The 12,407-nt window shown below is 43.2% G+C and carries 16 protein-coding genes; all 16 read left to right on the top strand.

Annotated features, from left to right (window positions below):
* Window position 1: 1 nt before the first annotated feature.
* Window positions 2-901, top strand: a complete 900-nt coding sequence (locus MMG00_RS10670) for a Mu-like prophage major head subunit gpT family protein (protein ID WP_242148149.1) — start codon at window positions 2-4, stop codon at window positions 899-901.
* 56 nt (window positions 902-957) lie between these two features.
* Window positions 958-1,659: a hypothetical protein gene (locus tag MMG00_RS10665; protein ID WP_242148147.1), complete on the top strand. Its 702-nt coding sequence runs from the start codon at window positions 958-960 to the stop codon at window positions 1,657-1,659.
* Window positions 1,652-2,089 (top strand): gp436 family protein, encoded by a 438-nt coding sequence (locus MMG00_RS10660; protein WP_242148145.1) that lies wholly within the window; start codon window positions 1,652-1,654, stop codon window positions 2,087-2,089. Before MMG00_RS10665 ends, MMG00_RS10660 begins: the two co-directional genes overlap by 8 nt.
* Window positions 2,089-2,658: a hypothetical protein gene (locus tag MMG00_RS10655; protein WP_242148144.1), complete on the top strand. Its 570-nt coding sequence runs from the start codon at window positions 2,089-2,091 to the stop codon at window positions 2,656-2,658. Before MMG00_RS10660 ends, MMG00_RS10655 begins: the two co-directional genes overlap by 1 nt.
* 9 nt (window positions 2,659-2,667) lie before the next feature.
* The gene (locus MMG00_RS10650) at window positions 2,668-2,847 is read left to right on the top strand and encodes a DUF2635 domain-containing protein (RefSeq protein ID WP_242148142.1); all 180 of its coding nucleotides are present in this window, start codon (window positions 2,668-2,670) and stop codon (window positions 2,845-2,847) included.
* Window positions 2,847-4,301 (top strand): phage tail sheath subtilisin-like domain-containing protein, encoded by a 1,455-nt coding sequence (locus MMG00_RS10645; RefSeq protein ID WP_242148140.1) that lies wholly within the window; start codon window positions 2,847-2,849, stop codon window positions 4,299-4,301. The genes MMG00_RS10650 and MMG00_RS10645 overlap by 1 nt, the downstream gene beginning before the upstream one ends.
* Before the next feature lie 12 nt (window positions 4,302-4,313).
* A complete protein-coding gene (locus MMG00_RS10640; RefSeq protein ID WP_242148138.1) occupies window positions 4,314-4,682 on the top strand; it encodes a phage tail tube protein in 369 nt (122 codons plus the stop codon).
* Window positions 4,682-5,056, top strand: a complete 375-nt coding sequence (locus MMG00_RS10635) for a phage tail assembly protein (RefSeq protein WP_242148136.1) — start codon at window positions 4,682-4,684, stop codon at window positions 5,054-5,056. The genes MMG00_RS10640 and MMG00_RS10635 overlap by 1 nt, the downstream gene beginning before the upstream one ends.
* Window positions 5,056-5,181, top strand: a complete 126-nt coding sequence (locus MMG00_RS14160) for a hypothetical protein (protein ID WP_255836794.1) — start codon at window positions 5,056-5,058, stop codon at window positions 5,179-5,181. Before MMG00_RS10635 ends, MMG00_RS14160 begins: the two co-directional genes overlap by 1 nt.
* Window positions 5,182-5,225: 44 nt before the next feature.
* Window positions 5,226-7,112 carry a hypothetical protein gene (locus MMG00_RS10630; RefSeq protein ID WP_242148134.1) on the top strand — a complete coding sequence of 629 codons (1,887 nt, stop codon included), beginning with the start codon at window positions 5,226-5,228 and terminating at the stop codon, window positions 7,110-7,112.
* Window positions 7,109-8,467, top strand: a complete 1,359-nt coding sequence (locus MMG00_RS10625) for a DNA circularization N-terminal domain-containing protein (RefSeq protein ID WP_242148132.1) — start codon at window positions 7,109-7,111, stop codon at window positions 8,465-8,467. The genes MMG00_RS10630 and MMG00_RS10625 overlap by 4 nt, the downstream gene beginning before the upstream one ends.
* Window positions 8,460-9,542: a phage baseplate assembly protein gene (locus MMG00_RS10620; RefSeq protein ID WP_242148130.1), complete on the top strand. Its 1,083-nt coding sequence runs from the start codon at window positions 8,460-8,462 to the stop codon at window positions 9,540-9,542. Before MMG00_RS10625 ends, MMG00_RS10620 begins: the two co-directional genes overlap by 8 nt.
* Before the next feature lie 82 nt (window positions 9,543-9,624).
* Complete coding sequence (locus MMG00_RS10615) at window positions 9,625-10,284, top strand: phage baseplate assembly protein V (protein WP_242148128.1); 660 nt, start codon at window positions 9,625-9,627, stop codon at window positions 10,282-10,284.
* Window positions 10,281-10,736, top strand: coding sequence for a phage GP46 family protein (locus MMG00_RS10610; RefSeq protein ID WP_242148126.1), 456 nt, complete (start codon window positions 10,281-10,283; stop codon window positions 10,734-10,736). The genes MMG00_RS10615 and MMG00_RS10610 overlap by 4 nt, the downstream gene beginning before the upstream one ends.
* Complete coding sequence (locus MMG00_RS10605; RefSeq protein WP_242148124.1) at window positions 10,736-11,812, top strand: baseplate J/gp47 family protein; 1,077 nt, start codon at window positions 10,736-10,738, stop codon at window positions 11,810-11,812. Before MMG00_RS10610 ends, MMG00_RS10605 begins: the two co-directional genes overlap by 1 nt.
* Window positions 11,809-12,405 carry a YmfQ family protein gene (locus MMG00_RS10600; RefSeq protein WP_242148122.1) on the top strand — a complete coding sequence of 199 codons (597 nt, stop codon included), beginning with the start codon at window positions 11,809-11,811 and terminating at the stop codon, window positions 12,403-12,405. The genes MMG00_RS10605 and MMG00_RS10600 overlap by 4 nt, the downstream gene beginning before the upstream one ends.
* Window positions 12,406-12,407 lie beyond the last annotated feature (2 nt).

The following is a 12,407-nucleotide window of genomic DNA, read 5'->3' as shown; positions in this document are numbered from 1 at the left end:
TATGGCAGCAATTAGTCATGCGCTAATTAAAGCGTTAAATGTAGGCTTTGATAAATCATTCCAAACAGGTGTTGGTAATGCGGAGTCTCAATATCTGAAGATCACGACCGTCACGAAATCTAACACATCAAGCACAACATACGGATGGCTCGGTAAATGGCCAGCAATGCGTGAATGGATTGGCGCTCGTGTTATACAAGATATCTCAAACTCTGGCTACAACATCGTCAACAAAAAATATGAAAGTACGATCGGAGTTGATCGTGTTGATATCGACGATGACAACGTAGGGATTTATGCCCCTCTATTTGAAGAGATGGGGCGTGAAGGAGCTTCATTCCCAGATCAATTAGTTGGAGCATTGCTAGCCGCTGGTGATAAAACACCATGCTATGACGGTCAAAACTTCTTTGATGCCGAACATCCAGTGTACGAAAACCATGATGGAACCGGTACTGCAAAGATGGTCAGTAATATTACCGAAGGGAATGGCTCTCCGTGGTTTGTTCTTGACTGCTCACGTTCCCTCAAACCAATAATCTATCAAGAGCGTGATGCGCTTGAAATGACTGCGATGGATAAGGTTGATGATGAGAATGTCTTTACGTTCGATCAGTTCCGTTACGGTACACGTGTGCGTTGTAATGTGGGGGTTGGTTTCTGGCAGATGGCGCATATGAGTAAGGCTGAGCTAAACGCTGAAAACCTTTGGGATGTCATTCAGAAGATGCGTCAGGTTCAGGGGGATGGTGGTAAGAGACTTGGTATTAAACCAACGATCCTTGTTGTTTCACCAGATCGAGAGAAAGAGGCGAGACGTTTGCTTGAGCGTGAATTAGATTCCGCATCAAGTAATGAGCTTAAAGGTCGCTTGGAACTCATGGTCTACGATTACCTTTAATCCACTATCAAGCGCTCTTGCAGTGAGAGCGCTTCTCTAGAAGAGGAATCCAAATAATGACATTTGAAGAATTAATGGAATTATCCGCTGATGCGCTCAAAGCCAAAGCTGATGAGCTTGGCATTGAATATAAAGCAAGAGCAAACAAAACTGAGCTGTCGGAGCTGATCTATGCGAAAACTAATGATCCGAAAGGAGCGTCGGAAGTGGCGCAAGGCAATGAAACGAATAGTGATGATGAGTTAGAGCTTGGTAATGGTGTTTTTTATGTTCCAGGGCAAATGATCAAAGTCCAAATACGCCAAGAAAACGGTGACTTAAAAGAAGGTGAAACCTCTCTTGATGAGTTATTGGAAGCCAAAGGGTTCTCTGTTGAGAGAGTTGCTAAGCTTGAGGCTGAAAAAGAAAGTCTTCAAAAACAGCTTTCAGGGCAAATAGTTTTAAATGAAACCTTATTGAGCGAAAAAGCCGATTTAGAGCAAGTAATTGCATCTTCTAAATCACAGTATAGTGATGTAGATAAGGATGGGAATATCATCCCTGTCCCAGTATCACCAAAAATTGAATGGAATAATGATCTTAAGCTGATGCCTATTCGTGCTCGTGTTGCTCCAAACAAAGGGGTTGTTACTCGCATGCGTGCAGGCTTGAGTTTCGGTGTTCAATATAGCAAGTATGAGGTTGATAAAAAGACCTTTGATGCGCTGATTGCTGACGACTTTATTCAGATTGCAGCGTTGGATCAGTCAAATGAGTAGCCCCTATGCAACGCTCAAGGATCTTTTAGATCGCTATCCTCACAATGATCTAGTAGGTATTTCAGCTCGTTCAAATGAGGATCGTGGCGAGATTAATGAAAAAGCCGTTAATCTCGCTCTTGAGCAAGCTAGTAGTGAGATTGATGAATATATTGGTGCTCGCTACAAGTTGCCTTTAACGGCGGTAAGTCCTCAGCTCGTGCAGATTTGCTCACATATCGCAAGATATTACATGGAGCGAGGGGATAGAACAAAAGCCGCAATTATGGACTATGAGCGCTCTATTGAGCGACTCGAAGCAGTCAAAAACGGTGATGCAACATTAGGTCTTGATGAGAATGATGAAATGGCTGAGCTAAATGATGGGGGTGCTGTAATGACCTCTGGCGGCACAGTATGGGGGCGTAAAGACTCCAAAGGATTTGTCTAATGTCGAACGTAATTCTTAAGGACTCAGATGTCACAATCATGCAAAAAGCACTTGTGGCGTTCTTAGATAAAGAGTTTCACAAGGTCGTAAGTAGCGTTTCTGCTTTCGATGGCGTTTGGACAAATACTGATATCCAGTCAAAAGTGCAAAATCCACCGGCGCTTTTTGTGACATGGCTTGGTAATCGTGTAAGTGTTGCAAATGAAAAGGTGCATACATGGTCAATCCTACTCTTTATGCGAACAACTAGCGGAGCGCAAACTGAATGGGAGCGAGAATTAGCATCTCATATCATTGAGTTTATTGAGAAGAAGTTGCATAACCAAAAATTGAAAAATGAGAATGGTCCTATTGGGGCACCGTTGCAACACATCAAAAGTGACAACTTATGGCATACCGTCGAAAAAGGGAGTGGCTTCACTCTTTACGGAATCACGTTCGAGCAATCAATGTATCCAGTCTATGACGATTTGAGCGATATGGACAACTTCTTAACATATTACGAAAAGGTAGTTGGTGGTGATGTAACCCTTATCGAAACACTCGCAAAACCTAATGAACCTATGTAGGAGATAGCAATGAATCAGTTTTTTATTAAAGCAGTTGAGGGTCGCTCAGTTCGTGATCCAGAGACTAAGGAAGTTCTCTCAAGTGAGGGTGAATTTAAGTACAAAAATGGCTTTTGGCTTAAACGATTAAAGCAAGGTGACGTTGTAGAAGCAAAGCCGCCTAAATCAACAGCAAAAGGAGATGAGTAATGGCTATCTCACACAATAATATTCCGAATAATATCCGCACGCCTCTTGCTTTTATCGAGATTGATAATACAGGGGCAATCAGCGGTACGCCTGCACCACTTCATAAGGTGTTAATGATTGGGCTTAGCAATGAAAATGGTAAAGCGCCTGAAGGTGAAGTTACTCGTATTCATAATCCTAACTCAGCAATTGAAGCTTTTGGCTATGGTTCAATGGGTCACTTTATGGCTCAGACCTTCTTTGACAACAATAAGGAAGGAAACGTTTATGCACTTCCTCTCAAAGAAGTAGGAACTGCTGCCAAAGGTTCTATTGAGATTATTGGCAGCGCAACACATGGCGGAACCGTTGCACTTTATGTTGCCGGCACTCGTGTTCAAATCGTCATCCCTCGTGGTGCGCCTTCTGCAAAAATGCATGAGTTAACCGCATCGGCAATCAATGGTGCATTGTTACCAGTTACTGCTGAAGTCGTCACGAATAAGGTCGAATTAACTGCTCGCTGGAAAGGTGAGACAGGCAATGAAACAACGCTTCTTGTGAATTACCACGGCGAACCAATGCCGCAAGGAATTGAATTTAAAATCACGGCAATGTCTAAAGGCTCTGGTAGTCCTGATGTATCTGATGCGATTATTGCTCTTGGGCAAGACTGGTATCAACATATCATCATGCCTTTCACTGATACGGTAAGCCTTGATGCACTACGTGATGAGTTGATGCTTCGTTGGGGTCCAATGCAACAAATTGACGGAATGGCGTATGTTGCAAAATCAGGAACCTTTGGTGAGCTATCAGCGTTTGGTTTAAAGCGAAATGACCATGTGATCTCGTGTCTTGGTATTTACGGATCACCAACACCAAGCTATCAGATTGCGGCGGCCTATGGTGCTGTTGCATCTAAATATATTGCGATAGATCCTGCTCGACCTCTTCAAACTTTAGTATTGAAATCCGTTGTTGCTCCAAAGACCATTGATGGCTTTGAGCGTAATGAACGCAACTTGCTTCTTCATGATGGAATCAGTACGACCACGATCAGTAATGGCAATGAGGTTCAGCTAGAGCGAGCAATTACGATGTATCGCACAAATAGTTTTGGGGCGAATGATCCGTCTTATCTCGACATCATGACTCCTCATACGCTTTCATATTATCGTTATGCGGTGCGCACTAGAATCATGCTCAAATACCCACGCCACAAGCTTGCGGATGATGATGCAAACATCTCCCCAGGGCAAGCGGTTGTTAAACCGAAAACAATCAAGGCTGAGCTCATTGCACTTTACGGAGAGCTTGAGTGGCAAGGTCTTTTTGAGAATGTTGATGCCTTTGCTGAAAGTCTCATTGTTGAGCGTAATGAGAATGACCGCAATCGTATCGATGTTTTAAGCCAGCCAGACCTTGTGAATCAATTCATGGTCTATGCTGAAACAACACAATTTGTTTTATAGGAGGTAGTGAAAATGCCTAAGAATCAAAATCCCAGACATTATGCCAAGCATATGGTAATTCGCAGTAATGGTAAGGAGTATCCGACGCTTGAAGGCGGCACATTTACCCATTCTGGTAAGCAGCGTGATGATGTAACAGGAAAAATACTCTATGGCTTTACTGAGACTGCTGTCGGAGCTTCAGTGTCAGTCGTTGTTCCTGCTAATCATGAAACAGATTTTGAAGATATCAATGATCAAACGGATGTCACGATTGAGGTTGAACTTGATACTGGGCAGATCTATTTGATGCAAAACGCATGGAATACAACGCCAGTAACGTTTAACGGAACAGGGATTACTCTAGAGTTTAAAGCGCAGGAAGCAAGGAAAATTGGATAATGAGTAACTTTACTTTTGATTTTTATGATGGTCTGGCTCTCGGTGAAGGTGAAAATGCTGAGCGTCAAAAAACAGTTACTTTAAGAGATCTTTCAGCAGCAGAGATCTTCAGAGCGGAAGACCAATCAGAGCAACCAACAAGAACAGCTGATGGTTGGGAATTAATTGTAAGTCCTGCCAAGTTGTCTCGTGAGTTGATTCGCCTTTCTGTCGTGAGTATTGGTCAAATCGACGGGCTTAGTATACGCACAATGGGGATGCTAAGTAGCCGAGATTTACAGCTTCTTTATGCGAAGCATGAAGAGTTCTCAGGTTTACAAGATGCGCTTCTAAGTAAACGCTTAGAAGAAGCAAAGAAGCTGGGAAAGCCGTAATGCGTGAACGCTCTGCCTTTGAAGGGATTGCTGCAATGATCTCTTCCAAAGGTGGGCGTGATGGCTACTCTCTCACGCGAAGTGAACTGGTTTTACAAAGTGAATATTTAAAAGCGCTGTTATAGCGCTTTTTTTGTCCTCAATCTCATGTATCAAAATAGGTAGTTGTATGGCGAATAATGAAATGAAAACAACCGTTGTCGTTGGTTTTGATGATAAACAAGTTAAGACGGGAACTCGCTCTGCATCTCGTAGCGTTGGTGCGATGGCAAGAGAGATGATCCGCAATACATTGCGAGTCAACTCTCAACAAAAAGGCTTAAATAAAACCTTTGATGAAGGTCGTAAGCAAATGATGGGGTATGCAAAAAACCTTGCGGCAACATATGGTGGCTTTCAAGCATTTAAACGGACGTGGGAGTTTAATGATGCATTAAGAGAGCTTCAAAGAACAACAGGGATCTCGTCAGATGAATTGGAGCGATACAAGCTTCTTCTCTTTGATATTCAGATGCAGTACGGTATTAGTAAACAGGCCTTTTCGCAATATATTGATGAGGTTGCAAGAGGCGTTAAGACTTATGAGGAGTTAGGAGAGAAAGCCCGTGATGGTGCGATTGCTATGCAGGGGCTTGGAATGCCAGCTTATGAAGCTGTGAATTTTGACTGGATGATGCAAGAAGCCAATATCTCAAATCCTCGTGCTGTCTTGGATCGTGCTGCTAGTATTGGGCAAAATGAAAATGGTCGATTCTCTGGTAGAGAGCTTCTTGCCGGTGTTTATGAAGTCATGCAAGATTGGAGTGGCCCAAAAGATCAAAATGCAATTTATGACATCATGACCTTTCTACAAATGCAGAGTAATGATACGCAGAATATTGATGATGCTGTTGGTAACTTTAAGTCTTTAGTTGGGGACTTAACCTCTCAACGTGCTTTTTTAAAAGACCGTGTTGGAATAGATATCTTTGAAAAACAAGATGACCAACTTGTATTAAAAAGCTTACGTCCAATCATTGATATTATCTCAAGCGATACAAAGCAAGGTCAAATGTTGAAAGGTCTTTGGTACGACCAAAAAGGCACACTGAAAGGCAAGCTAAGTGAAGGCGGCGCAAGTGCTGTTATGAGCCTATCTAAGAATGGAGATAGATTTACAGAAGTGAGGGAAAGCGAGCGTGTTGATGCGGATGCAATAGCTCTTGATCGATCACGAAACTTTGCTGAATCAATGCAGAAGTTAATTAGCGTTTTAGAGCGCTTTGCAGATATGAATCTTGCAGGAACGATTGATGATATTTCTCGTGCTATTTCAGAGTTGAGTGCTGAAGATGTGCAAGAGTTCTTGAATGTTGCTAAAGAGATCACTAAATGGGTAGGTGGTGCTTATGCCGCTTATAAAGGGTTGCAGTTTACTGCTGGTGCTGTTGATGCTGCTAAAACTGTTTTTGGTAACGCTGCTGAAGTTCAAAAGGTGTTTGTCACTAATATGGCTGAAGCTCGTGATAGCGGTACGGGGAGCTTTGGCGCATCTAACATGAATAAACATGCCGGTGCTTTTAGTGTGTTGGCCAACCTTCAATTTGTGCTTGATAGAGTTAGCCAGGATAAAGAAGGATCTGATGAACTTCGTAAAGAATATGGCGATGATACAATCAACAAATGGATGGACGAACAAGGATATATGGGCTTTATGCGTAACCTTGATTCCTTTTCATTTGAGGATATGAAAGAGATCATTGCTAAAGGTCTGCTAACAGATCAATACGGCGCTAAAGATGTTACCAAGGCTTATCAAGATCAACTTGCATGGTATGAGCCGAAACTCGACTTAAAGCACTCAACAAGTGACGAGCTTACCAAGATCATTCAAGATAACGCTGCCTTTTTTATGAAGTCTGAAGAGGAAGTTCAAGGTCAAGTAAATGTCGATTCTAGGATCACGGTTGAGGTGAAAGCTGCTGAAGGACTTGAAGCGAGAGTTGAGCGCCAAGAAACTAAGACGGAGAGCACGATTAAATCTAAGCTTGGCTACACAGGTGGAGGTACACGATGAGCAGATATGACGGTATTGGTCGCTTTAAAGGCTTTAAGTTCTATCTTGTTAAAGAGCAGTCGGTTAGCGGTGGTAGTCGCTTAGTTGAGCATAACTTCCCATATCGTGATGAGTATTCGCTCGATGATATGGGCGCTGAAATTAACCGCTATGATGTGCATATGCACTTCCTCGGTGATGATTATGAACGTCAGTTTGAACGCTTTCAAACAGCGCTCAAGAAAAGCCGTGAAGGAGAATTGGTGCATCCATACTTCCCACGTGGCCGCTATATTGTGGAGAGCTATCGTGGAGGGATTGAGCCTGAGAAACAACGCCTTTCATACTTCTCTTTAACACTGATTAAACAAGAAAAAAGTGTCAGTCCGATTAGTGGCCTCAACACCTTAATCGGAATCCTTGAGTCTGTGAACGGCACGATTGATGAGATGATCGACTCGTTTGAAAAGTATTGGAGTGTCGTTGATAACGTCTTTGATGCGGTTGAGCTCGTTGAATCAATGGTTGATCGTGTGCAGTATGCAGTCGATAGCTTGATGGGTGGCGGACGTTCGTTTAACTTAACGAATCAACTCAATTCAATCAAAGAGCGATCAACAACGCTTGTGAATAGCCCCCGTGAGCTTGCAAGTGATCTCACGAAATCAATCCTCTCAATTCGTGATGAGACAGCCCCAAGTGATGCTTATGTCATTTATGGTGGCGTTCGTAATCGATTGGAGGAATCAACAGGCTTTAAAACGAAATGGGATACGGTGATCATCGGCGGCAAAGAGGTCACAATTGCTTCAGCAGGATCAGAGAACTTTAACGTGAAGAGCGAGAATAATCGCATCATGTTGAACTTGCTTGTTGAGTCGATTTGCTTTTGTGGCCAACTCGTTTCGTTATCTAACTCATTGAAAGAAGAACTTGAGACGGTTAAGCCAAAGACAGTTCCAAAAGTGCCGGCACTTGGATCATATGAGAATCCGATTGAGACTAAGGATGGCGATATTGATCAGCTTGATATGCCGATTATTAAGTCCCCGATCGTGACAAAGTCAGATGCGCTTGATGTTTTAGAAAGTACTGCTGAAGAACTTGATCAATTGATGCTGAAGCTTTCAGACAACGGATGGGACTATATCAGCATCTTTGATACCAGATTGAAGTTTATCCAGGATCTCGAAGCAAAAAGCGAGCAGCTCATTGGAACGCTGAAGCTCTCAACAAAGATGACAGCGCCAGCTCTTGTGCATCTCTTTCAGTTCAAGCAAGACTCGCAAAGATGGCGTGAGTTCTCAAAGCGCAACAATATTCGCAATCCGCTTTTTGTGATGGCCAATGAAGAATATGAGGTGTTGGATGACTAGCATAGCGAAGAAACCAAAGGTTGAGCTTTATGTGGGCGGCAGCATTTATACGGGTTGGAAAGGCGTAGAGATCTTTCTGGATCTTGAGATGATTGCGCACTACACCTCGCTTCAATGTGCCTTTACTGAAGATGACGGCGTTATCATTAAGAATGGTGAAGCATGCGAAGTGAAGATTGATGATGAGTTAGTTTTGACAGGCTACATCGATCGCACGGAATACTCTGTTGAAGCTGACCAATGGGACTTGCGTGTTGAGATCCGCTCAAAGACGGCTGACCTTGTTGATTGCTCAGCTGGATACAGTCAGATCAAAGATCGTTCTGCGCATGCTGTTGCTGAAGAGGTTTGTAAGCCATTCGGCATCGATGTCAAATGGGAGTCTGAAAAGACACCAAAGCAGATCACATGGAAGATTGAGCCGATGGATACCTGCTTTGATGTGCTGATGATGATCGCAAATGAGTGCAACTTAATCCTTACAACAAACCCTGAAGGGAATGTTGTATTTACAGATGCTGGCACCGAAAACATCGGAACAATCAATCTTGGAAAAGAGATCTTATCGCTCTCAGTCGTTAATGATTGGACGGATCGCTTCAGCGATTATATCTGCGTGGGAGACAATCAAAGCTACCGTGATGACTGGCTTGGCGGTAAAGAGACCGTCGTAAAGAAAGGCAACATTCGCACCACGATAAAAGACGAAGAGATCAATCGCTACCGCCCTACAATGCTCATGACGGATGATGTTGCAAGTGGTGAGAATACGAAAGAGCTTGCTGAGTTTGAGCGTGACAGATCAATCTCTCTTGGCAAAGTCATTACAACGAGAGTGCAATCTTGGAAGCATCTTTTGGGCCTATGGGATATCAATAAAAGATTGAATGTTAACGCATCGCCGATTATCATTGCTGAAGATTGGCTACTGACTTCTGTCACACTTCTCTTAAACCACGATGATGGTTATGTGACTGAGATGACGCTTTCCCCACCAGAGGGATTTGGCTCTAAAATGTATGGAGTGCAAAGCCCAAGCAAAAGCAGTGGATCAGGAAAGCCCGGCTGGCTCTAATTGATATAAGCTTTAAAACGTTATAATCAAGAAAACATGCGCTATTTGAAATAATGAAGTCCTATTTTATAGGGCTTTTTTTATGCGTAGAGAAAATCTCAGAACACTGATTAGACAAGGACGATTAGCAATACTGAACGATGCAACAGACACACAAGTTGCACAGGTTGAGTTATTTGCAGATGAAGTTGTCGAAGGTGTTGAACGCATTCAAAACTACGGATTTACATCAATGCCAACTGAAGGCGGTGTTTACCTCATGAACATTGGTGGTAAAGGCAATCAGCCAGTGATTATCGCTGTTAATGACGATAAAACTCGGTTAAGAGTTATGCCAGGAGAAGTTGCTATTTATCACTCTGAAGGTCATCACGTCATCTTAAAAGCGAATGGTGTGATTGAAGCTGACTGCACCACTCTGATTGCTAATGCAGAAGAGTCGGTCACTGTTACAACACAAACAGCAGAGATCAATGCGACTACAAGCGCAACGATTCAATCTGAAGTCGTGACAGTCGATGCCCCTCTTACGAGCATGACAGGTAATCTCATGGTAGCGGGTGGAATTGGTACCGGTGGACAACAGCCAGAAGCAGGGAAAGTGAAGATCAAAGGGGATTTTGAGCTTGATGGGTCAATGGATGCCACTGGCAAAGTGAAGTCTGAGAACGTTTCTCTATCCGATCATGACCACGATACTTCTGATGGCAAAACTGAGAAGCCTAATAAGGGTGAATCATGACCGATATTGCGATTATCTGGGTGAATGGTGCTGGTGATATCACCGTCAATGAAGAAGAGTTTGATCTCTTGAGTGATAACAGCTTAACAAATGCTGTCATTATCTCGCTCTTTACTGATCGTGCTATCGCTGATGATGAGCTTGAGAAAGATCAGCAAAACAGAGGTTGGTGGGGAGATAGTTTCTCGGATGAACCGTGGGGATCTAAGCTTTGGACTCTCGCTCGATCAAAGTCATTACAGTCTGTTGCTGATGATGCTGAAGACTTTGCATATCAAGCGCTAAACTGGATGATTGACGAGAATCTGATTGATTCTCTTGTTGCAAAAGCAACACGTGAAAGCACTACAAATTCAAACGTTAAAGACATGCTGCACTTAAACATTAAACTCTCGCCAAGTGACGGAAGTCCGCAGCGAGAACTCAAATTCATTATTGAAGGAGGCGTTTAATGGCATATAAAGCGCCAAAGCTATCAGAACTTATTGCTCGCACACATGCGAATATACAGAGCAATCTTGGTGGTTCTAAGTCATTCCTGAAGAGATCTGTGCTTGGTGCGATTGCTTATGCGATTGCTGCTTTAGCGGCTGGGCTCTATCACTTTTTAGAATGGATTTATTATCAATGCGTACCGCACTTATCTGAAGATGAACTCTTTATTGCTCATGCAAAAGAGTGCGGTGTTTTCAGAAAGTCAGCAACCATTGCAAAAGGTAGCGTTAAGGTCTTCTCTGAAAAGAGTGTCGTGATCCCCAAAGGCACAGAATTACAACGAACGGATGGCACGCTCTATATCGTTACTGAAGATGCAAAAGGCATTAATGAGATCATCGTAAGTGTTGAGTCTGTAAATGCTGGTGTTAATCAAAACGTAAAAAAAGGTGAGTTTTTAAGCTTCATCAAGCCTATTTTATACGTGCAGAACGTGGCTGAAGTAATTGATATTAGTGGTGGTAGTGATATTGAATCAATGGCTCAGTTTAGAGAGCGTTATATCTTCTTCTGTCAATACCCTCCGATGGGAGGCAATGAGTTTGATTATGTGCGCTGGATGCGTGAAAACTCAGGTGTCTCAAGGGCGTGGTGCTTTCCTCGTGTAAGAGGTGGCAACACAGTCGGCGTTGCTTGGGTTTACGACGATCGTAATGAGATCTTACCAACCTCAATTGATGTGGCCTCTGTTACTGGATACTTAGATAAGCACAAGCACCCTATCACAAACGGTTGGACTGGCAGTCCTGCTGGTGCAGAAGTCATCTACATTCCGCTTAAGCTTAAGCCGATTAATCTCATTATTAAACTGATTCCTGACACTCTTTTACTTCGTGAAAACGTCAGGGATAGCTTGGAGAAAGCAATTAATGCAGATGCGGCACCAAGTAAATCATTGCCGAGAACCCACTTATCACAGGCGATTAGTAACTCCGCTGGAGAGTATGATCACCGCTTAATATCGCCTACCGCCGATGAGATTGTGGCTGGTGAATTTGAGCTCTTAGTGTTAGGAAAGATCGAATGGCGATGAGTGAAAAAGATTATCAAGATGCAGGGCTGAAGTTGCTGCCGAACGGCTTGGCTTGGAGTAAGAAGCTAACAGGAACTTTCAGCAAACTATTCGCAGGAATTGGCAGCACATTTGCGCAGATCGATGCTGAAGCAAATCAGGCAATTAATGAGACTAACCCAGCTTGGGCAAACGTGATGCTCCCCGAATGGGAGGAGCTTCTTGCTCTTCCTGAATGTGGACAGACTGGGCAGACATTAGCAGAACGCCAAAAGGCGGCTGGGTACAAGTGGCATCTCAAAGGATCGCTCAATTACAAATTCTATGAAGACTGGATTAAAGGCGCTTTTGGTTATGACATCGAGATAGTTACAAGACATCCGCATCATTGCATGAGGCCTTGCAACTATCCGCTTTATTCAGATGAGTACAAGTCACGAGCGGAAGTCTATATCCGCATCTCTTCAGATAGTCCTTACCGTTATTTCAACGTGCAAGACCGTGTGAATGATCCTCTCGTCATCGGCCAGCCAAGCATTGTTGAGTGTATTTTAAACAAATATAAACCCGCTCATATGGAGTTTATCTATCACTATGAGAAAAAGGAGAGCTAGCA

It is taken from the genome of Ignatzschineria rhizosphaerae, from assembly GCF_022655595.1.
GTDB lineage: Bacteria > Pseudomonadota > Gammaproteobacteria > Cardiobacteriales > Wohlfahrtiimonadaceae > Ignatzschineria > Ignatzschineria rhizosphaerae.
Note: the sequence above shows the minus strand (reverse complement) of the source record. Positions and strands in the feature narration are given on the sequence as shown.